This is a genomic window from Bifidobacterium pseudolongum subsp. pseudolongum DSM 20099, from assembly GCF_000771225.1.
GTDB lineage: Bacteria > Actinomycetota > Actinomycetes > Actinomycetales > Bifidobacteriaceae > Bifidobacterium > Bifidobacterium pseudolongum.
On the sequence record NZ_JDTZ01000013.1, the window covers coordinates 26,893 to 47,491 of the forward strand.

The 20,599-nt window shown below is 62.1% G+C and carries 16 protein-coding genes; 6 read left to right on the forward strand and 10 right to left on the reverse strand.

Annotation, left to right across the window (positions count from 1 at the left end):
- Positions 1 to 26 precede the first annotated feature (26 nt).
- The 4 genes from pulA to OU02_RS07680 form a co-directional block, all read right to left on the reverse strand.
- The gene (pulA, locus tag OU02_RS07665) at positions 27 to 2,078 is read right to left on the reverse strand and encodes a type I pullulanase (RefSeq protein ID WP_033489699.1); all 2,052 of its coding nucleotides are present in this window, start codon (positions 2,076 to 2,078) and stop codon (positions 27 to 29) included.
- Positions 2,079 to 2,080: 2 nt separating this feature from the next.
- Positions 2,081 to 2,935 (reverse strand): sugar ABC transporter permease, encoded by an 855-nt coding sequence (locus OU02_RS07670; RefSeq protein ID WP_051592118.1) that lies wholly within the window; start codon positions 2,933 to 2,935, stop codon positions 2,081 to 2,083.
- 38 nt (positions 2,936 to 2,973) lie between these two features.
- A complete protein-coding gene (locus OU02_RS07675; RefSeq protein WP_033489700.1) occupies positions 2,974 to 4,377 on the reverse strand; it encodes a carbohydrate ABC transporter permease in 1,404 nt (467 codons plus the stop codon).
- 218 nt (positions 4,378 to 4,595) lie between these two features.
- Positions 4,596 to 5,861, reverse strand: a complete 1,266-nt coding sequence (locus OU02_RS07680) for an extracellular solute-binding protein (protein WP_033489702.1) — start codon at positions 5,859 to 5,861, stop codon at positions 4,596 to 4,598.
- Positions 5,862 to 6,117: 256 nt separating this feature from the next.
- Between OU02_RS07680 and OU02_RS07685 the strand changes: the two genes are divergently transcribed.
- Both OU02_RS07685 and malQ read left to right on the forward strand, forming a co-directional pair.
- Positions 6,118 to 7,725 (forward strand): alpha-amylase family glycosyl hydrolase, encoded by a 1,608-nt coding sequence (locus OU02_RS07685; RefSeq protein WP_033489704.1) that lies wholly within the window; start codon positions 6,118 to 6,120, stop codon positions 7,723 to 7,725.
- A 372-nt stretch (positions 7,726 to 8,097) separates the two neighbouring features.
- Complete coding sequence (gene malQ, locus OU02_RS07690) at positions 8,098 to 10,308, forward strand: 4-alpha-glucanotransferase (RefSeq protein WP_033489730.1); 2,211 nt, start codon at positions 8,098 to 8,100, stop codon at positions 10,306 to 10,308.
- 356 nt (positions 10,309 to 10,664) lie between these two features.
- Here malQ and OU02_RS07695 read toward each other — a convergent pair whose 3' ends face one another.
- The 3 genes from OU02_RS07695 to OU02_RS07705 form a co-directional block, all read right to left on the reverse strand.
- Positions 10,665 to 11,330, reverse strand: coding sequence for a YesL family protein (locus OU02_RS07695; RefSeq protein WP_051918298.1), 666 nt, complete (start codon positions 11,328 to 11,330; stop codon positions 10,665 to 10,667).
- A 158-nt stretch (positions 11,331 to 11,488) separates the two neighbouring features.
- Positions 11,489 to 12,328, reverse strand: coding sequence for a carbohydrate ABC transporter permease (locus OU02_RS07700; protein WP_033489705.1), 840 nt, complete (start codon positions 12,326 to 12,328; stop codon positions 11,489 to 11,491).
- A complete protein-coding gene (locus tag OU02_RS07705) occupies positions 12,325 to 13,179 on the reverse strand; it encodes a carbohydrate ABC transporter permease (RefSeq protein WP_033489707.1) in 855 nt (284 codons plus the stop codon). Before OU02_RS07705 ends, OU02_RS07700 begins: the two co-directional genes overlap by 4 nt.
- Before the next feature lie 326 nt (positions 13,180 to 13,505).
- Here OU02_RS07705 and OU02_RS07710 point away from each other — a divergent pair, with 326 nt between their 5' ends.
- Entirely contained in the window at positions 13,506 to 14,525 is a 1,020-nt protein-coding gene (locus tag OU02_RS07710) for a LacI family DNA-binding transcriptional regulator (protein ID WP_033489709.1), read from the forward strand.
- A 150-nt stretch (positions 14,526 to 14,675) separates the two neighbouring features.
- Here OU02_RS07710 and OU02_RS07715 read toward each other — a convergent pair whose 3' ends face one another.
- Positions 14,676 to 16,007, reverse strand: a complete 1,332-nt coding sequence (locus OU02_RS07715) for an ABC transporter substrate-binding protein (RefSeq protein WP_033489711.1) — start codon at positions 16,005 to 16,007, stop codon at positions 14,676 to 14,678.
- Positions 16,008 to 16,350: 343 nt separating this feature from the next.
- Here OU02_RS07715 and OU02_RS07720 point away from each other — a divergent pair, with 343 nt between their 5' ends.
- Complete coding sequence (locus OU02_RS07720) at positions 16,351 to 18,108, forward strand: glycoside hydrolase family 13 protein (RefSeq protein WP_033489712.1); 1,758 nt, start codon at positions 16,351 to 16,353, stop codon at positions 18,106 to 18,108.
- A 25-nt stretch (positions 18,109 to 18,133) separates the two neighbouring features.
- Here OU02_RS07720 and OU02_RS07725 read toward each other — a convergent pair whose 3' ends face one another.
- Positions 18,134 to 18,832 carry a histidine phosphatase family protein gene (locus OU02_RS07725; RefSeq protein WP_033489713.1) on the reverse strand — a complete coding sequence of 233 codons (699 nt, stop codon included), beginning with the start codon at positions 18,830 to 18,832 and terminating at the stop codon, positions 18,134 to 18,136.
- 126 nt (positions 18,833 to 18,958) lie between these two features.
- On the opposite strand from OU02_RS07725, the gene OU02_RS07730 reads away from it, so the two are divergent.
- Positions 18,959 to 19,342: a DUF4235 domain-containing protein gene (locus tag OU02_RS07730; RefSeq protein WP_033489714.1), complete on the forward strand. Its 384-nt coding sequence runs from the start codon at positions 18,959 to 18,961 to the stop codon at positions 19,340 to 19,342.
- A gap of 113 nt (positions 19,343 to 19,455) precedes the next feature.
- Positions 19,456 to 20,313, forward strand: a complete 858-nt coding sequence (locus tag OU02_RS07735; protein WP_152593170.1) for a nitroreductase family protein — start codon at positions 19,456 to 19,458, stop codon at positions 20,311 to 20,313.
- On the opposite strand, the gene OU02_RS07740 is transcribed toward OU02_RS07735, so the two are convergent.
- The gene (locus OU02_RS07740; RefSeq protein ID WP_033489716.1) at positions 20,238 to 20,489 is read right to left on the reverse strand and encodes a hypothetical protein; all 252 of its coding nucleotides are present in this window, start codon (positions 20,487 to 20,489) and stop codon (positions 20,238 to 20,240) included. The two genes, OU02_RS07735 and OU02_RS07740, sit on opposite strands and share 76 nt — an antisense overlap.
- Between the last annotated feature and the right edge of the window lie 110 nt (positions 20,490 to 20,599).

The window sequence follows — 20,599 nt, forward strand, 5'->3', positions numbered from 1 at the left end:
TTATCAACTCCAGTCAGTGTCGCGGCTCATGCGCCGGTGTTTGGCGTGCGCTTCCAGATGGTCAGTGCGCGCGCGGGCATCGGGAACACGCCGTCCGGCCGCACCGCCGCGAGCGTCGGACGCGCGGGGTCGGCGCTCGTCGAGTCGAGCACGCACGCCCAGGCCAGCGGCTGTGCGGACTGCGCACCGGCGGGCGCGGCGGGCAGGTCGTCGTGCGCGTCGTCGGCGTATGCCTGCTCGATCGCGCGCGCCTCGAGTGCGGCGTCGTTATGCCCGGGATTGATGAGCACGGCGGTGTCGTGCACGCGGTACGCCACGGTGTCGCCGGGCGCCTCGACCGCGATATGCTCGGCGCTGAACCAGTCGGGGTTCGCGCGGCGCAGTGCGACGAGCGTGCGGTAGAAGTCGAGCAGATCCCCCATGCGCGCGGCGCGCACCCAGTCGATCTGATTGACCTCTTTGCCCGAGTCGAACGAATTGTCGTTGCCGTGTTTCGTCTTGCCGTATTCCTCGCCCGAGAGCATGAACGGCAGGCCGGCGGCGGTGTAGATGATGCCGGCGGCGAGTTTGTTCGCCTCGAGCACGCGTTCCGTCTGCTCGCCCGGCTCGGCCTCATACAGCGCCTGCAGATCGACCGCGTCGTCCGCGCCGAACATGCTCATGCTCAGTTTATCCCACAACGTCAGGTCGTCGTGTGCCGAAACATACTGCACGATCTGACCGGCGTTGCCTTCGTTCGTCTCCGGCGCGCGCCATGCGTCGGCCGCCAGCTCGATGAGCGGCTTGTTCGTGTGGGCGTCGCCGTTCACGTAGCCTTTGAGTTCGCTGTAGAACACGTGGCCTTTGATCGCGTCGCGCGTGCGGTCGCAGAAGTGGCCGATGCGCGGGTCGAGCAGGCGCAGGCCCTGCGTGTCGGCCAGGTCGGTGCCGGCGAGCGTCGTCGTCGAAGCGGCGGCCCACGGCTCGCCGTACATGATGATCTCGCGGCCGCCCGGCAGCGCGTCGAGCGATGCGCGGATCGCGTTCATCGTCGTCACGTCGATGAGGCCCATGAGGTCGAAGCGGAAGCCGTCGATGTGGTATTCGCGCGCCCAGTAGGTCACGGATTCCACAATGAACCGGCGGAACATCGCGCGCTCGGTGGCCATGTCGTCGCCGCAGCCGGAGCCGTTGGACAGCGTGCCGTCCTCATTGCGCCGCATGAAGTAGCCGGGCACAGTGCGTTCGAACCAGTTGTCGGCCGAATACATGTGGTTGTAGACCACATCCATGATCACCTTGAACCCGGCCGCGTGCAGTGCCTGGATCATGCGCTTGCATTCGGTGATGCGCACGGCGCCGTCGTACGGGTCGGTCGAGAACGAGCCTTCCGGCACGTTGTAATTGAGCGGATCGTAGCCCCAGTTGAACTGGCGGGCATCGGATTCGTCGACCGAACCGTAGTCGTAGAACGGCAGCAGCTGCACCGCGGTCACGCCAAGCCGCTTGAGATAGGCGATGCCGGTGGGGAACGTGCCGTCGCCGTCGAGCGAGGTCTGTGTGTCGGTGAACGCGAGGAACTTGCCTTGGTGTTCCTTCGGGAAACCGCCGTGCGGGTTGTTGCTGAAGGAGCCCACGTGGGCCTCCCACACCATCGTCTCGCTCAGTGGTGTGTGCGGGCGCTCGTCGCCGGCCCAGCCTTCCGGGTCGGTACGCGGCAGGTCCACGACCATGCTGCGCCGGCCGTTGATGCCGGCCGCGCGGGCCCACGGGTCGGCCGAGCGGAACGAGGCGCCGTCGGCGAAGTCGACGATGAAGTCGTAGTACACGCCGTCCAGATTGCGGTCGAACGCGGCGGTCCATGCGCCATCGTCCTGCAACTGCATGGCAACGGACTCGATGAGCCGGTCGCCGGTCTGCTGCTGCGAACCGCATGTGAACAGCCTCAGCGTCACAGCCTTCGCCGAAGGTGCCCAGAGAGCGAACTGGGTGCCGGATTCAGTGACCTCGGCACCCAGTTGGCGTTCCAGACACAGCGGGAACGGTTCTGCGACACCCGGCTCCAGTCCTTCGGACAGAGGCTCGAATGCCTGGATCATGATTAGCCCTTCACCGCGCCCGACATGGATTCTTGGTAGAAGCGCTGCATCACGATGAACAGGATTGCGATCGGGATCGAGATGAGCACCGCGGCCGCCGCGAAGCGGCCGAACCAGCTGTTGATGTACTCCTTGTCAAGCATGAGCCACAGGCCCAGCGAGGCGGTGTAGTTGTCCTGCGTGCGGGCGATGACCTTCGCCATGACGAAGTCGAGCCACGGGGTCAGGAAGCCCACGATCGCCTGGTACACGATCATCGGGCGGCACATCGGGATGATGATCTTGGTGAACACCTGCCAGCGGGTGCAGCCGTCGAGCATCGCCGCTTCGTCGAGCGAAGTCGGGATCGTGTCCATGTAGCCCTTCATCACGTAGAAGCCCGCGCCGGTGCCGGCGGAGTACACGAGGATCAGCGCCAGGATCGTCATGCCGTCGCTTGTCAGGCCCATGGCCTTGAGGATGAAGTAGATAGCGACAACAGACATGATGCCCGGGAACATGCCCAGGATCAGCACGAAGTTCATGAACGAACGGCGGCCGCGGAAGCGCATGCGGCTCATGCAATACGCCACGGAGAGCACGAAGAACACCGAGATGATGCACACGAAGACCGCGATGATGAACGTGTTCATGAACATGCGCGGGAAGTTGAGCACCTTCGTTTCGGTGAACAGGCTGATATAGCTGTCGAGCGAGAACTCCGTGGGGAAGAATGTCTCCTGGTACGGGGCCGTGTTCTTGTTGAAGCTCTCGAGGAAGATCCACACGATCGGCAGCAGCCAGATGATGCCCAGCACCGTCAGCAACACATAGGTCGCGATGTCGGCCACAATGCGGCGCTTGCGCTGGTCATGCATGAATCCTTGGCTCTGCGGTTTGATTTGAGTGTGTTTACTCACCGGAATGCCTCCTCGTTCTTGTAGGAACCGCTGCTGCGGTAGGTAATCAGCGACACGACAGCCAGAACGATGAACGTCATGATGCCGATGACGGCGCCGAGGTTGTAGTCGCTGCGATCAACCGTGAGCTTGTACAGCCATGTGATCAACAGGTCGGTCTTGCCGGCCGAGTCGCCGACCGGGATCGGGTCGCCGCGGGTCAGCAGGTAGATGACGTTGAAGTTGTTCACGTTGCCGGTGAAGGTGGTGATCAGGTACGGGGTGAGCACGAAGATGATGTACGGCATCGTGATCCTGACGAAAATCTGCCACCAGTTCGCGCCGTCGATCTTGGCCGCCTCATAGAGCTCGGCCGGGATGTTCTGCAGGATACCAGTGACCTGCATGATCGTGTACGGGATGCCGACCCACAGGTTGATCACGATGACCGTGACGCGGGCCCATGTGGTGTCGGTGAAGAACGGCATCGGGCCGTTGATCCAGCCCCACTGCTCGAGGATGCGGTTCACCGCGCCCTGCGGCTGCAGCATCTGGTGCATGACGAGCAGCGAGACGAACTGCGGCACGGCGATCGACATCGAGAAGACCGCACGCCAGAAGCCCTTGCCGCGCGTTGTGTTGCGCTGGATGATCATCGCCAGGAACAGGCCGAAGAAGAAGTTCAGGAAGGTCGCGAAGAACGCCCAGACCAGGGTCCATGTGAGGACCGAGAGGAACAGGCGGCCGGAGATGATGCTGCCAGAGTTCGAGAACACGGCCTTGAAGTTCTGCAGACCGACCCAATCGAAGAGGACCAAGTGGTTGTGGTCGTAGCTCGTGAACGCCATCGAGATCATGAAGATCAGCGGCAGCACGGTGAAGATCAGGATGCCGGCCACTGGCAGGGCGAGCAGCAGGATGTTCGCCTTCGAGTCGAACAGCGTGTGGATGTCGTCCATGAACGACGGCGCGCGGCCGTTCTTGCCGCCGAGGCACTGCGCCTTGTAGGCGGAGCGGATCGCGAGCGACCACCACAGCAGGAACAGCAGGCAGATCACAAGCGTGCAGACGCCGTACAGCAGGATGGTGACCGAGTTGTCACCGGGGGTGTGCACGAGCTTGGCGCCCACCCATTCGGTGGATTCCTTGCGCCAGCCGAGCGACGGCAGCATCGACAGGTTGTGTGCACCCGAGAAAATCATGAATAGGATAAAGCCGACTTCGCCCGCAAGGAACAGCAGACCTTTGACGTACTGCTTATGGACGATGTTGCCCAGACCGAAAACCAGAATCGACAGCTTGGTGAAGATGTCGCCTTTTTCGAGCGCCGCCTTGAGCGTATATGGCGAGGGGGCCACATACTCCGCGCCCAGTTTCCGGCGGCGTTTGAGTTCTCGTTGTGAAAGGGTGACTGTACTCATCCCCTACCGCCTCTCTTCTTGTACTAACAGATGGTTGGTGCCTGCGGTTCCGGCGGCATTGCACTGGAACGGGCGTTCGCGCGGCTGTGCGGCAAGCGCCCGGGGCACGTTGTGGTGACTCCGAACATGATGTGTGCGGAAGGCTCAGAGTCTCAAACCTTCCGCACACTTGAGTTATTGCTGACTAGTATTCACCAAGGTGAACGCCCGGCTCAGAATCATTCAGCGCTCTGAGCGGCAACGTCCTTCTCGACGCTGTCGATGAAGGCCTGGGTCTTCTCCTTGTAGTTGTCAGCGTTGGTTTCCTTGCTGACGAGCGACTTGCCGAAGGTCTCGGCCGGGGTCCACCAAGCGTTCATGGCGGCGATCGTCGGCTGTACAACGGAGGTCTCGGCCAGGGTCTTCTGCTGGGCGGCGACGGCCGGGTCTTCCTTCATGCCTTCAAGATCGGTGAGGGTCTTGTCGGTCGGGATGATCTGACGCATCTCCCAGTGCTTCTTCTGGGCCTCGGTGGAGCCGAGGAACGCGGCGAACGCGGAAGCGGCCTCAGGGCTCTTGGCGTTCGGGTTGAAGGCGACGGCCTTGGAACCGGCGAGGGACTTCATCTGGTAGTCCTTGCCGTCGGCCTTGAAGGTCGGCATGGCGGCGGCGCCGTAGTTGTCGCCCAGGCCTTCCTTGACCTTGGCGGCGTCCCAGGAGCCCGAGAAGTAGGCGTCGACGGCGCCCGAGGTCAGGTTCGACAGGCCGGCGGTGCCATCGTCGTTGGTGAAGTTCGGGTTGGCAACCAGGTCAACGAGGTACTTCGAGACGGCATCGGCGTTTTCGAACTTGATGCCGGCCTTGGCATCGTTGCCGTTCTCACCGAACATGGTCATGCCGGCGCCCAGATAGAAGGCCGGGATGTACCAGGAATTCTGCAGCTGGTAGCTGACCTTGCCCTTGGAGAGCATGGTGTCGAGCGACTTGATGTCGTCCTCGGTGAACTTGGACTTGTTGTAGAACATGAAGTAGGTGTTGCCGGTGTACGGAACGCCGTAGATCTTGCCATCGGTGCCGGTGACGGAATCGACGATCGTCTGGTCGTTCTGCTCCTTGACCTGGGCGGCCACAGTGTCGTTCACCGGGGCGATTGCGTTGGCTTCCTGCAGGGTGCCAAGCTGGTCGTTCGCGAACATGAAGACGTCGGCGGCGGCAGACGGGTCGGTCTGCACGGTCTTGGCCGCGTCGCCTTCGGAGACCACGGAGTTCTTCCAAGTCACCTTGTACTCAGGGTGAGCCTTCTCGAAGGCCGCTTCCATATCCTTGAGCCAGTCGGCGTCCTCCTGCGGGGACCACACGCTCAGGTTCACGGACTGGGTCTCAGCCGGGGCGCTCGAGGAAGCGCCGCCGTTGCTGTTGTTGTCATTGCCACCGCAAGCCGCCATCGGGATGAGCATAGCCGCAGCAGCGGTGATCCCAACCGCCTTCTTCCAATTGATCATCATTGACCTTTCCTTTCCATCAATGCAATCGCATTTTGTCAATCCTCAACGCCACGCGGACATGCCTCGAACGGCGGCTTTCATGAAAAAGCCCCCACGGTGAAACACGCCAGGCGATGATGCTGTTCATCTCCAATCCGCGCAACGCTTCAGTGGTCTATACTGTATACCACACCTGCAAACGTTGTCAAAATTGTCCACCATGTGAGTGTCACTTTTTCGACAAATGAAACACGTTTGCACCGTTAAGGAGCGACTCATGAATCAACCACAACACACCCCCGCGTCTTGGCTTTCTCACGCGGCATTCTATCAGGTGTTCCCCGCAAGTTTCGCCGATTCCGACAATGACGGCATCGGCGACATCCAAGGCATCACCGAACACCTCGACTATATACAAGAACTGGGTTGCAACGCGCTGTGGATCAATCCCTGCTTCGCCTCGCCGTTCCGCGACGCCGGCTATGACATCAGCGATTACACGCGTGTCGCCGAACGCTACGGCACCAATGAAGACCTCGAGAACCTGTTCGCCGCGGCGCACGCGCGTGGCATGCATGTGCTGCTCGACCTCGTACCGGGCCACACGAGCAACGAGCATCCTTGGTTCATCGCGAGCGGCCAAGACAAACCGAACCTCTACACCGACCGCTACATCTGGACCGACACGTGGATCTCCGGCGGCGACGGGCTGCCGTTCATCGGCGGAGAAATGCCACGCAATGGCGCATACATCGTCAATTTCTTCGCATTCCAGCCCGCGCTCAACTACGGTTTCGCGCATCCTTCACGCCCATGGCAGAACGCCGCGCTCTCCGACCCTGCAATCAATACATGCGATGCCATGCTCGACGTGATGCGCTTCTGGCTGTCGCGTGGCGCGGACGGCTTCCGCGTGGACATGGCGGACAGTCTGGTCAAGGGAGACGACGCGGGCAAGCCGGCCACAATCGCCACATGGCGGTACATGTTCGGCCAGATCCGCGGGGAGTTCCCGCAGGCCGCGTTCGTGGCGGAGTGGGGCCGCCCCGAAGAATCGCTGCAGGCCGGATTCGACATGGACTTCTACCTCGACTGGCGCTGGGACGGCGTGCCGAACGGCTACAACCTGCTGCTGCGCAACACCGACACGCCGCTTGTGCACGACGGCGACAAGAGCTACTTCAACGCAGACAGCGGCGCGAGCATCCGCCCGTTCCTCGCCGAATACGAGCCGCGCCTGCGCGAAGCCGAGCGCGCGCACGGCTATTTCAACCTGATCACGTGCAATCACGACACCGCGCGCGTGGCGCCGCGCCTGAGCCCGCGCGAAATCAAGCTCGCCTATGCGACGATGCTGCTGATGCCGGGCGTCCCGTTCATCTATTACGGCGACGAGATCGGCATGCGCTACCGCGACCTGCCCACGCACGAAGGCGCCTACACGCGCACCGGCAGCCGCACACCGATGCAGTGGGACGCCTCGGTGAACGCCGGCTTCTCCGGCGCCTCGGCCAACGCGCTCTACCTGCCGGTCGATGGAGCCAAAGACGCACCGACCGTGGCGGACCAGATGGACGACGGCGATTCGCTGTGGCACACCGTGCACGCGGCGCTCCAGACGCGCCACGCCACGCCGGCCTTCCACCCGGACGCCGCATTCGAGACGCTGTTCGCGGCGGACGACAAGCGGTCCTTCGTCTTCAAGCGCAGCGCCGAAGGCGTCAGCGCAATCGTCGCCGTCAATCCGGGCCGCGAGACGGAGATCATTGAGCTGCCGGCCGGCGACGGTTCCGACGCGCGCACGATTACGCTGGAGGTGGGCGAACCCGCCCTTGACGGCACCACGCTCACACTGCCCCCGCAGTCCTTCGCCGTGCTGCAGTAGGTCCAGCCAACCGCACAAACCCATCCCAGCCCGCGTGCACCACCCGCGCATGCGGGCTTTTGCATGCACCGGCATGGGTCTGGCGCCTGCAATCGACCGCCGGGCCCATGCAGTGCGCCCCGTTCCACACCTCCACACAACGCTTTGGCTCTTGCAAACGTGGGAGAACGCAACGCGCCCAGAACACAGTCAGATTTCACTGTTGCCTTGCTTTTCCAGCTTGTTTGCTCGTGTCAACTATTTTGCAAACGCTTTCACAATGCGGTATACTGAAGCACAATCAGACGCGCGCGGAGCCAACGATGGACCACCGCGCACGCCAACCACCCTCTATGTTGACTACTTGCGTATTGCAGGGGAAAGAGAGCAATGATGGCCGAAGCCAACGCCGCACAGCAGGGGAACGCGCTCAAGGCGTCCGACAATCCCAGGGAAAGCGCAGAGCGTCTCGCCCGCCCGCTCATCCGCCTCGCCAATGCATGGGGCATCTCCACCTCGTACATCGACCAGCTGGGCACCTATGTGGAAATCCGCGACGAAGTGCTCGTCACCGTGCTGCAGGCGCTCGGCGTGGATGCCTCCACCGACGAGGCGATCACGACGGCGCTCGAAGACCGCCGGAAGTACGAGCACGAACTGCTGGCTCCCCCCACCATCGTCAAGTTCCTGGGCACCCCCAAGTCGGTGCAGCTGCACGTCTTCGGCACCGACCCGCGCGTCACGCTCATACTCGAAGACGGCTCCGAGTTCACCGGTGAATTCGGCGAGCTGGCGTTCCAGGCGGAGAGCGACGACGTGAACGTCTACACGCTCAGCCTCAACGACGACATCCCGGCCGGCTACCACACGCTCACGTTCACCGACCGCAAGCGCACCATCTCGTGCGCGCTGCTGTGCGCCCCCGCGCGCATCCCCGTGCCGCAGGCAGTGCAGGACCAGCAGCGCTGGGGCTGGATGGCGCAGATGTACTCGGTGCGTTCCGCCGGGTCGTGGGGCGTCGGCGACTACGGCGACCTGCGCATGCTCGCCTCCGACGCGGCCGCCAAATCTGGCGCCGACTTCATGCTCATCAATCCGATCCACGCGAGCGCGCCAATCACCCCGCTCGAGCCCTCCCCGTACCTGCCCGAGTCGCGCCGATTCCTGAACGTCACCTACATCCGCCCGCAGGACATCCCGGAATTCGAGGAGCTGGGTGAGCGGGATTTGGCCACTGTGCGCGACCTGCATGACCGCGTGGCGGTGAACAACACGAACCCGGACCCGATCGACATCAACGCGGCATGGGATGCCAAGCGCACGGCGCTCGAGATCATCTTCCGCCAGAAGCGCTCCGCCGAGCGCGAGGCGGCGTTCGCGGAGTTCCGCCGTGCAGCGGGCGACGACCTGCGCGCGTTCGCCTTGTGGTGCGTCGCGTTCGAGGTGTGGGGCGCACCGTGGGAGGAAGGCGTGGACTGGTTCTCCACCACGAACCGGGACAGCCCTGAGATCGCGCAACTCGAGCAGGACCATGCCGACCTGTACGAGTTCGCGTGCTGGCTGCAGTGGATCGCCGCCGAGCAGGTGTCGGCCGCGCAGCAGGCCGCGAAAGACAGCGGCATGGCGCTCGGCCTCATGCAGGACATGGCCGTGGGCGTGCACACCTACGGTTCGGACGTGTGGTGGAGCCCCGAACGTTTCGCCGTCGGCACGGTGACCGTGGGCTGCCCGCCGGACTTCTACAACCAGCAGGGCCAGGACTGGGGCCAGCCGCCGTTCGACCCGAACTACATGGAGTCGACCGGCTACACCGTCTACCGCGACATGGTGCACAACATGTTCGCGCATGCCGGCGCGATCCGCATCGACCATGTGCTCGGCCTGTTCCGCCTGTGGTGGATTCCCGCCGGCGAAGGCCCGCGCGGCGGCGCGTATGTGCGCTACAACTATGAGGCGATGCTCGCCGTGCTGACGCTCGAGGCCTCGCGTGTCAACGGCATGGTCATCGGCGAAGACCTTGGCACGGTGCCGAAGTACGTGTCGAGGGTGCTCGCCGACCACGGCGTGCTCGGCACCGTCGTCGAATGGTTCGCGCGCATCGACGATTCCCCCACCGCCGGCGACCCATACGCCATGCCGAGCACTTACCGCGAATATGCGCTGGCCTCGGTCACGACGCACGACCTGCCTCCGACCGCCGGCTATCTGCAGTACGAGCACGTCAAGCTGCGCGAGCGGCTGCATCTGCTCAGCGAACCGGTCGACGCGTTCATGGCCTCGGCGAAGGCCGAACAGCGCGCCATGCTCGACGTGCTCATCGAAGGCGGCTGGCTCAACGCCGAGGCCGCGCAGGATGTGCCGGGGCATATCGAAGAGATCGTCGAGGCGATGCACGCGATGCTCAAGGATGCCCCTTCGCTGCTGCTGCAGGCCGCGCTTGTGGACGGTGTGGGCGAAACCCGCACGCAGAACCAGCCGGGCACGTCCGATCAGTACCCGAACTGGCGCATCCCGCTGTGCGACGAGCACGGCAAGGTCGTGCCGACCGACGAGGTGTTTGATTCGCCGCGCGTGATGGCGCTGTCGAAGATCATGAACCGCTGATTCGCCGCGTGTGATAGCGCCGGCGACAATCACAAACCACTGATTTGCCGGTACCCCATATGCAAATGGCCTCCCCCTCAAGGGGAGGCCATTTGCATTGCTGTGCCATCTTCGTCGCCATACGCCTACCATGCCTACCATGTCTTCCGCTCCTCACCTCATCCCCTGTTTTCGCTGTTTTGGTCACGCATTTCGCCGTTTTGGTCATAAAAACATTGGAAAAATGACGAAAACGGCGAAAACAGTGACGGGAACGGCGAAAAGCGCGAGATACGGCTGGATGCGAGTGGCTAGCGGCTGGTGGCTAATGGCGGACGGCTAGTGGCTGTCGGCGGGGCTGGCTCCGGACTAGGCGGTCACTCGCCGTCGTGGCGGTGGTCCTTGACGCTCCATGCGTCTTCCTGCACATGCGTCGAGAACGCCTGCCCCGTGTATTTACGCAATACATATTCCTGGATCGGCACATGCAGCGAAAGCATCGACCCGTACCCGAGCACGACGAGGAGGAACAGCAGCTGCGGCAGTTTGAACCACAGGTAGATGAACAGGCCGAAGTAGACAGCGTCGACTGCGGCGAGCGCAAGGGTCGCGGGGAAATAGCTGACGCCGAAGATGTACGCGTTCGCCATCGTGCGCGCGGGCGGGTTATCGAAGCGCGCCTGCAGTGCGAACACCCATTCGAAGCCGATGACCCACAAGATCGTGAGCGCGATCTTCGGGATGAGCAGCGGCGTGATCTGCAGCACGACCCAGCTGTAGGCCAGTCCGGCGCCTACGAGCAGGTAGACGACCCACAGGATCGTCGCGCGCGCGAAGTCCTCCTTGAATGCGGCGAAGTAGTTGCGCGTCACATGGCCTTGCCCGATGAGCATCTTGCGCGTCGCCGTCTGCCCCGCGGACAATGCGGCGCCGATCGTGACGATGGGGAGGCTCGTCACCAGCATGAGGATGTTGATGACAATCGCGTCGGTGAGGTTGTTCCATGCCTGCATGAATTTGGAATCCGGGGAAAGCCAGTTCATTTCGCTCCTGCTTGTCTCGCGTGCTCGGTTCGAGCTTAGTGCGGGTAGCTGATTTCCGGCCGCCGCACCACATAGGCCGGAGGCCGGATGCCTCGGCGCTCCTGAAAGGGACCGCCGTGGCATCCGGCCTCCGGTTGTGTTGATTGATGGTGGAAAGATCAGCCCTTGACCGCGCCGGCCATGACACCTTTGACTATGTACTTCTGGCACAGGATGTAGAAGAGGATGATCGGGATGATCGCAAGCACGAGGCAGCCCATCATGGCGCCCATGTCGACGGAGCCGTAGCCGCCCTTGAGGTACTGGATCGCAACCGAGATCGTCTTGTACTTGTTGAGGTCAAGCGTCAGGTACGGCAGCAGGTAGTCGTTCCACACCCACATGGCTTCGAGGATGGCCACGGAGATGATCGACGGCTTCATGATCGGCACGACGATCTGGAAGAAGATGCGCGGCACGGAGGCGCCGTCGATCATCGCCGATTCCTCGAGCGACTCCGGGATGCCCTTGACCACGCCGGTGAAGATGAACACGGCGAGGCCGGCGCCGAAGCCCAGGTACACGAGGCACAAACCCCACGGGGTGTTGAGGCCCAGACGGTCAGCGAGCCACGAGAGCGTGAACATGAGCATCTGGAACGGCACGATCATGTTGAACAGGAACAGCGTGTAGAGCGCCTTGGCGGCCCAGTTGTTCACGCGCACGATCCACCATGCGCACATCGAGGTGCACAGCAGGATCAGCACCACCGAACCGACGGTGATCAGCACTGTCCAACCGAAGCTCGCGAAGAAGTTCGTGGTTTCGATGCCGCGCACGTAGTTGTCGAATCCGACAAAGGCGTCACCAGCCGGGAACGAGAACGCGTTGTCGCTGATGTAGGTCTTCGACTTGAAGGAGTTCATGACCACCAGGAAGATCGGGAAGACCCACGCAAGGGAGATCATGGAGAAGAATACGGTCCACAAGGCACCGTGCTTTACTTTTTCGCCGTTCACGCTGTGACCTCCTTGGACGTCGTGAGCTTGTTCTGCAGCAGGGCCACCACTGCCACCAGGATGAAGAACAGCACCGCCTTCGCCTGGCCGACGCCCTCGAATCCGGTACGGGCGTAGAACGTGTTGGTGATATTGAGCGCAAGGCCTTCGGACAGGCGCGAGGGGGCGCCGTTGGTCAATGCGAGGTTCTGGTCGTAGAGCTTGAATCCGTTGGTGACGGTCAGGAACGAGCACACGGTGATGCTCGGCATCATGAGTGGGATGATGATCCTGAACATGGTCTGCGTGCCGCTCGCGCCGTCGACCGACGCCGCTTCGAGCACGTCGGTGGGCAGCGACTGCATGCCGGCGATGTAGATGATCATCATGTAACCGATCTGCTGCCAGCACACGAGGATGACGAGACCCCAGAAGCCGTACTTCTGGTCATAGGTGAGTGAACGCTGCCAGTGGGCGAGCACGCCGTTGAGCAGCAGCATCCAGATGTAGCCCAAGATAATGCCGCCGATGAGGTTCGGCATGAAGAACACCGAGCGGAACAGGTTGGATCCGCGAATCGACTTGGTCAACAGGTATGCGATGGCGAATGCGACCACATTGATGACGATTGTGGTCACAATCGTCAACAGCGTCGAAAACAGCAGCGAGTGCAGGAACGTCTTGTCCTGCAGCGCCTTTGCATAGTTTGTGAAGCCGACGAATTCCGCATCGGTGACGGTGCTGAACTTGCAGAAGCTCAGGTAGATGCCGTAGATGAACGGCACCACGAAACCGATGATGAATGCGGCGAATGTCGGAAGCACAAATAACGCCCACCAACGGCGTATCGCCTTACCGGCCATACTGATCATAGTACGCCCACTTTCCTCGTTCTTTCCGTGCATACTTCCGTGTATGCGATCATGGCGTGCCGGCGTATGACTTCTGAGTCATTGGCATGCAAGCCCACCGGTGCAGATGACAGTACAACCATAACAATTCATGGCCGTGCTGTCAAACGTTTACATTTATGGTGTTTCAAATATGGAACTGCCGAATTTTCCTAGCAGGGAGAATGGCGCACAAGCGCTGAAAGTTCGCCATTCTAACTTATATGTGCTATACTGAAAACGTTTGTGAAAAAGCATATTGCACAAACGTTTTCATTGCATTCACTTCAACGACGAAGAGGGACGGTATGAGCACGAGCATTCAGGATGTGGCGCGCGCGGCCAACGTCTCCATCTCCACGGTATCGCGTTCCTTCACGCGGCCCGAGTTGGTGTCCAAAGCCACGCGAGAAAAAGTCCTGCACATCGCCGAGGAGCTCAATTTCTCCACGTCGCGCTCGGCCGTGGCGCTCAAAACGGGGCGCGCCCTGCGCGTGGCCCTGTTGGTGAGCGACCATATACGCCTGTGGTTCAGCGCCTCGGTGATCGAGGGGCTCAATCAGGTGCTGCACGAAGAAGGCTACGACATCTCGATATTCCAAATCTCGAGCATCGAGGAGCGCAAGGAGTTCTTCGAGATGCTGCCGGTGCGGCGCAACGCCGACGCGGTCATCGTCGTGTCGTTCGACATCGACAACACCGAGATCGCCCAGCTCAACTCCGCCGCCGTGCCGATTGTCGGCATCAATTCGGTACTGCCGCAGGAACGCGGCTTTTCTGCGTCGATCAACATCGACGACGTGCAGGGGTCTATCCTCGCGGCGCGACACCTCATCTCGCTCGGGCACCGAGACATCGCCTATGTGCGCACCGACCGCGACGTCTCGCTGCACTTCAGCGTGCAGCAGCGCTTCGACGCGTTCATGGAGTGCTGCGCGCATTCCGGCATCGCGCCGCAGGTCATCACGGCGCCCGAAGGCCCCACGCGCATCAGCCAGGTGGTCACCGAGCTGCTGAGCATGGACCGCATGCCCACGGCGATTGCATGCCAGGAAGACGGCATCGCGATTCCGCTGATCTTCCAGCTCATGCGCAACGGCTATTCGATTCCCGGCGAGATTTCGGTCATCGGGTTCGACAACAGCGTCTACGCGGCAGACATCGGCCTGACCACAATCAGCCAAGACCCGGTGGAGCTCGCGCATATCGCCGCACGCCTGACGCTGCAGCTGATCGACGGACAGACGCCGCGCGACCCGTTCCTCCTTGAGCCCGCGCAGCTCATTGTGCGCTCAAGCACCGGCCCGTGCCCCAAGACGCACGCATAACGCGGCGCCGCGCCCACAATCGAACAACGCTGAGGGCCCCATCAATCCGAAGATTGGTGGGGCCCTCAGCGTGATAGAAAAGAAGGATCCTAGAGAAGTCTAGAGGCTGTGGCCGGTTCCGGGGAACCCGGCCACAGCGGGGGCGCCGACTCAGTGGGCGGCGTCGTATTCAGTCTTCCAGTTGTTCACGAAGGCGTCCACAACGGCGTTCCAGTCGCCGGTACCCTGCGCGTAGTTGAGCATGGCCTGGCCGAGGACGTTCTTGTACTCCTCCGACGGCATCATCGAGAAGTCCCATGCGACCTGGGTCAGTGCGGTGTTCTGGATGCTCTTGTTGGCGTCCTGGATGAGCGGGTTGTCGGTCTTGACGTCGTTGAAGGTCTTGAACGGAGTGGTGAAGCCCATTTCTTCGCTCAGGGCCTTCTTGCCCTTGTCGGAGCTGATGACCCACTTGAGGAACTCAAGCGAGGCCTTCTGGTTGGCGTCGGAGGCCTTGGAGTTGATGCACCAGTAGTTCTCGGAGCCGGTGGCCAAGCCTTCGGTCTTGTCGTCGACACCGATGTAGATCGGGAGCATGCCCAGGGAATCGGCCTTCATGCCGGCCTTCTGCAGATCGCTCCAGGCCCAGGTGCCGTTCTGGTAGAACGCGGCCTTGCCCAGCGCGAACTCCGAGTTCGCGTCATCGCCGGTCTTCGAGCTCAGCTGGGTCTTCGCAGTGGTCGAATCGGTGATGTACAGGTCGAAGATGTTCTTGAAGTTGTCCATGTACATGTCCTTGATGGACGCCGGCGGAGCGGTGATGTTGTCCTTCTTGAACTGGTAGTACAGCGGGATGTTGGCCAGGTGGGTCTTGAAACGCCAGTCGGAGCTGGAATCGAAGCCGGCGGAGGTGAAGGCGCCTTCGATGCCAAGGTCCTTCTTCTTGGCCTGCATGTCGTCAGCCACGGCCTTGAGCTTGTCGAAGGAGTTGAGCTCGTCGGCGCTCTTGATCTTCGCGCCGTCCATCGCCATGTACTTGTTGAGCAGGTTCTTGTTGTAGATGATGCCATAGGACTCGATGACGTACGGGACGCCAACGATCTGGCCGTCATCACCCTTGAGGGCGAGCGACTGGTCGTTCATCTCCTTGTAGATGTCGGAGTCGGTCAGGTCGGCCGTGTAGCCCTTCCAGTTCTGGTAGCCCACCGGGCCGTTCACCTGGAAGATCGTGGGGGCTTCGCTCTTGGCGAGTTCGGACTTGAGCTGCTGCTCATAGGTGCCCGAGGCTGCCGTCTGCACCTTGACCTGCACACCGGTCTCGTCGGTGTACGCCTTGGCCAAGGCGGTCCACTGGTCCGCCGCTTCCGGCTTAAAGTTCAGGAAGTAGACGCTTCCCTTGCCATTGTCTCCCGAAGAGCCGGATCCACCGCCACATGCGGCGAGCGGGACGGCCATTGCCGCAACGGCAAGCATACCTACAGCTGTCTTCATCGTACGATTCATCTTCGAACCTTTCTCTGTACGCCCTGGGGACGCCGCACTGGTGTGCGTGTCAAAGAAGCTACTTTCCTCAACAACTTCTTTCGTAGACCATTGTGCACCAACTTGGCAAAAAATGCAAACGTAGGCACGCCGAACTGCATGAAAGCTCCACATTTTTCACTGGTGCGTCTGAAGATATGACCTATTTTCAATATGTTTGTTATGATTGCACTCGTATGAAAGCGTTTGCCAACGCGCCTCTATGCACGCTCCACCGGCACTGAACCAAGCCGTTCGAGCCGCTTCGACGACGGACAGACACGAGCCGGCCGGCCGCACCGCCGACCCCGTGGAAAGGACCAGCATGACCCTCAACAATACGCATGACGATTGGTGGAAGCAAGCCGTCGTCTACCAAGTGTACCCCCGCAGTTTCCGCGATGCGAACGGCGACGGGCTCGGCGACATCGCCGGCATCACGAGCCGCATTCCATACCTGCGCCAGCTTGGCGTGGACGCACTGTGGCTTTCGCCGTTCTACCCCTCCGAACTCGCCGACGGCGGCTACGACGTGATCGACTACCGCAACGTGGACCCGCGCCTCGGCACGCTCGACGATTTCGACGCGATGGTGGCCGCTGCGCACAGCGCCGGCCTCAAAGTGGTTGTGGACATTGTGCCCAACCACACGTCGAACATGCACCCGTGGTTCCAGGAGGCGCTGGCGAGCGCACCGGGCTCCCCCGCGCGTGACCGCTACATCTTCCGTGACGGCGAGGGCGCGCATGGCGAACTGCCGCCGAACAACTGGCAGTCGCTCTTCGGCGGCCCCGCATGGGAGGCCGCTGGCGACGGCCAGTGGTACTTGCACCTGTTCACGAAGGAGCAGCCCGACCTCAATTGGAAGAATCCCGACGTACATGAGGATTTCCGTACCACGCTGCGTTTCTGGTCCGACCGTGGCGTCGATGGGTTCCGCATCGACGTGGCCCATGGCTTGGCGAAGGATCTCGACAGCGAGCCGCTCAAAGATCTGGAGCGTTTCCCGGTCGGAGGCGATCCGGTTCCGGGCCACCCGCTGTGGGACCGTCCGAAAGTGCACGAGATCTACCGCGAGTGGAACAAGGTGTTCAATGAATACGACCCGCCGCGCTTCGCGGTCGGCGAGGCGTGGGTTCCCGCCGAGCACCAGCATCTCTACGCGTCCAAGGACGAGCTCGGCCAGGTCTTCAATTTCGAGTTCGCCAAGGCCAACTGGTTCGCCGACGACTTCCGCCTCGCCATCGAGGAGGGCCTAGCCTCGGCCGACGAATCGAAATCCACGACCACATGGGTCATGAGCAACCACGACGTGCCACGCCATGTGAGCCGCTACGGCCTGCCGCAGGTGCACACGCGCGGCTACCACGAGCTGCCGAATGACTGGCTGCTGCGCAACGGCACCACCTACATCGAGGACCGCGAGCTCGGCACGCGCCGCGCCCGTGCCGCGATCCTCATGGAGTTGGGATTGCCCGGATCGGTGTACGTGTATCAGGGCGAGGAGCTTGGCCTGCCCGAAGTCGCCACAATCCCGTGGGATCATCTCGAGGACCCGGTCGCGTTCAACACCGACCACAGCGACGCGGCGAAGGGCCGCGACGGCTGCCGCGTGCCGCTGCCGTGGAGTGCCCAGGACATGCCGCAGCCCGCGCCATGGGACCCCGAGTTCGGCACCGGCGCCTCGTTCGGCTTCTCCGAGCATGCCGGCGGACGCGCGAGCGCCGATCCGCATCTGCCGCAGCCGCTGTGGTACGCCGACTACGCCGCCGACGTGGAGGACACCGACCCCGCTTCGATGCTCAATCTGTATCGGCGCGCCATGCACTGGCGGCAGGAGCATCTGACACCCACCGGTGACACGTCGCTCACATGGCTCGGCCCGCAGTCCTTCGCCGACTGTGGCGACGACGTGGTGGCATATGCACGCCCGCTCGCCGACGACAGCGGCGACCGCTTCGCGTGCATCGTCAATTTCGGCGCCGCGTCCATCGAGCTGCCGCACGGCGATGTGATGATGCGCTCCATCCCGTTCGATGGCTATCAGCTGCCGGCTGACGCGGCGGTGTGGATGCGCATCTGACGGCGCTACGCATGGATCATGTGGTTCAGCAGTTCCACTGCTGGATCACATGATCCCCCTTGTACAGGCTCAGCACACTGATGTGCGCGGTGTCGAGCTTGAGATTGCGCCCGAACGTTGGCTCCACACCGAGCCACTGCGTCGTCAGGATGCGCAGAATATGCGCATGCGCCACGCACAGCACATCACGCCCCGCCTGCAGCGCGGGCATCGCGCGCTCGATGACGAGCCGCGTGCGCGCTGCGGCGTCTTCAAGGCGTTCGCCGGGCCCGTTGATGATGTGCATCTCCTCGCCATCTGGGAAAACTTCGATCCGCTCGCCGCCGAGCGCGGCGTCGAGAACGGCCGGCCCATGCTCCCACACGTTCCAGTCGTAGCCAAGCGCGTCAAACAGCTGGCTGCGCGTACGGCCTTCCGCACGTCCGTAATCCCACTCCTCGAGGTCTGCGGTGACCTCGTGTTCGGTGAATCCGGCGAGTTCGGCCGTCGTCATCGCACGCCGCAGATCGCTCGTATACACGTCGCGCGGCTCGAACCCGCGCGGGAACATCGCGCGCAGGCGTTTGCCCGCCGCACGCGCCTGTTCGCGGCCGGTCCCGGTCAGCGGAATATCGGTGCGGCCGGTGTACTGGCCCGATTCACTCCACAGCGTCTGGCCGTGGCGCAGCAACACCAAGTCGCCGAAGGCCTGGGTCGCGCTGTTCTGTATGGTCGTCTGTTCCATGGGTACTACTGTAGGCGCATGTGCGCCGCAAGAACAGCGCGCCATCACATCCGCGTGCCGCCGCACCATTTCCGTTTTGCGCGCTATCGCCGTTGCTGTCGGCGCGCATACCCTACACTGGGACCTATGAGTGAACACAACAACATGCACGACCTCAACGAGACGGCCGACAGGACCGTCGCGGCGATCAACAAGGTCGACACCAAGGTCACCGAGATGCGCCAGCGGCGCATGGCCGACCCCGACACGTTGGGCGACAAAGCGCTCAAGATGATCATCCCCAGCCTCGCTGGTCTCGTGGGGGGCAAGCTCTTCCAAATGGTGTGGAACAGTGTCATGGCACGTGTGCATCCCAGTCCGGACGACGATGCGAAGGACCAGCAGCAGGGCCTGATGATGAGCGTGTTGTTCGCTGCGGCGTCGGCGGCGTTCGGCACACTGCTGACGCGCCTTTCGGACAAGGGCGCCAATTCGCTCGTGCACCACATGCAGATCAAACGCGACCGCTGACCGCTGCACAAACTAGATACCGCGCCCGTATTCGCCCAGTACGGGCGCGAGGCATGTTCACACATGGGGTGAATCCGCTTCCGTTGTTCTGGCACCGTCGCCATACTGGAACCATGACTGAATACATGCATAATCCCACGGTCGACGTATTGCTCGACCGCCGTTCCATCCGCGCGTTCCAACAGGAATCCATCGACCCGCAGATCCTGACCACAATCGAGGCGGCGGCACAGCATGCCGCTTCGAGCCAATATCTCAACGACTGGTCCGCGATCCGCATCCTCGACCACACGCTCAAGCAGCAGATCGCCGAAGTCGGCCGACAGCCGTATATCGCCGACGCCGCCGCACTGTATGTGTTTGTGCTTGACGAATACCGCAATGCCGTCATCGCGCGCAACAGCGGCGTGGCGGTCGATTCCGACGAATTCACGCTCAACCACAGCTACCGCTTCAGCCAAGCCCAGAACGACGCCGTGCTCGCGCTGCACGCGATGGAGACCGCGGCGGAATCACTCGGTCTGGGTTGTGTGATCCTCGGCTCGATCCTCAACGATGTGCCGCGATTGATCGAACTGATGAAGCTGCCGGAATACACGTACCCGGTGCTCGGCCTGGCGATCGGCAAGCCGGCGCAGCAGCCGAACCTGAAGCCGCGCCTGCCGCGTTCGGTGCAGTTCTTCGACAATGCATACAACAGCGATCCGAAACTCATGCTGCAGCGCATGAGCGAATTCAATGAAGAGGTGCACCAGTACTACGACCTGCGTGATGCCGCGCACCCGGTGCCGACATATGATGCGCAGATCGCGCAGAAAGCCGTCGATCAAGGTGTGCTGGAGCGTGGGCTCGGCCATGCGCGCGCAGGGGTTCGACATCGAACGCTAGCCGCGCATCAGCGGTGCCGTGGTTTGAATCCGCGTTTGCGTGAATGCGGCTTGCGTTGCAGCGCGCGCTGTGTACGCATGTAGTTGATCTGCGGATCGCGGTGCGTGAGGTGCCATGTGCCGCAGAATTCACACCGGTAGACCCACAGTTCCACACCGCGCTCCAAACGACTTTGCTCGGCCGCCTGGAGCGCGGTGATCTTGTCTTTGTACATGATCTTCTGCGATGGCTCGCAGCGCTTCGGCGTGAAATAATGCATGCGTCAATCCTTAGCACGCGTGGGGTGTATGTGGTTGGGTATGGGTGGACCCCGGTTGGTTGGTTGCCTTCCGGGGTCCTCAAGTGTGGTGCGGCGGTGTGCTACTCTCC

What these genes read in the sequence shown, in the direction of transcription:
- OU02_RS07685 (WP_033489704.1), top strand. Translation starts at nt 6,118, where the DNA reads ATGAATCAACCACAACACACCCCCGCGTCTTGGCTTTCTCACGCGGCA.
- OU02_RS07680 (WP_033489702.1), bottom strand. Translation starts at nt 5,861, where the DNA reads ATGATGATCAATTGGAAGAAGGCGGTTGGGATCACCGCTGCTGCGGCT.
- OU02_RS07675 (WP_033489700.1), bottom strand. Translation starts at nt 4,377, where the DNA reads ATGAGTACAGTCACCCTTTCACAACGAGAACTCAAACGCCGCCGGAAA.
- pulA (WP_033489699.1), bottom strand. Translation starts at nt 2,078, where the DNA reads ATGATCCAGGCATTCGAGCCTCTGTCCGAAGGACTGGAGCCGGGTGTC.
- OU02_RS07670 (WP_051592118.1), bottom strand. Translation starts at nt 2,935, where the DNA reads ATGCATGACCAGCGCAAGCGCCGCATTGTGGCCGACATCGCGACCTAT.
- OU02_RS07730 (WP_033489714.1), top strand. Translation starts at nt 18,959, where the DNA reads ATGAGTGAACACAACAACATGCACGACCTCAACGAGACGGCCGACAGG.
- OU02_RS07725 (WP_033489713.1), bottom strand. Translation starts at nt 18,832, where the DNA reads ATGGAACAGACGACCATACAGAACAGCGCGACCCAGGCCTTCGGCGAC.
- OU02_RS07705 (WP_033489707.1), bottom strand. Translation starts at nt 13,179, where the DNA reads ATGATCAGTATGGCCGGTAAGGCGATACGCCGTTGGTGGGCGTTATTT.
- OU02_RS07735 (WP_152593170.1), top strand. Translation starts at nt 19,456, where the DNA reads ATGACTGAATACATGCATAATCCCACGGTCGACGTATTGCTCGACCGC.
- OU02_RS07710 (WP_033489709.1), top strand. Translation starts at nt 13,506, where the DNA reads ATGAGCACGAGCATTCAGGATGTGGCGCGCGCGGCCAACGTCTCCATC.
- OU02_RS07695 (WP_051918298.1), bottom strand. Translation starts at nt 11,330, where the DNA reads ATGAACTGGCTTTCCCCGGATTCCAAATTCATGCAGGCATGGAACAAC.
- OU02_RS07715 (WP_033489711.1), bottom strand. Translation starts at nt 16,007, where the DNA reads ATGAATCGTACGATGAAGACAGCTGTAGGTATGCTTGCCGTTGCGGCA.
- OU02_RS07720 (WP_033489712.1), top strand. Translation starts at nt 16,351, where the DNA reads ATGACCCTCAACAATACGCATGACGATTGGTGGAAGCAAGCCGTCGTC.
- malQ (WP_033489730.1), top strand. Translation starts at nt 8,098, where the DNA reads ATGGCCGAAGCCAACGCCGCACAGCAGGGGAACGCGCTCAAGGCGTCC.
- OU02_RS07740 (WP_033489716.1), bottom strand. Translation starts at nt 20,489, where the DNA reads ATGCATTATTTCACGCCGAAGCGCTGCGAGCCATCGCAGAAGATCATG.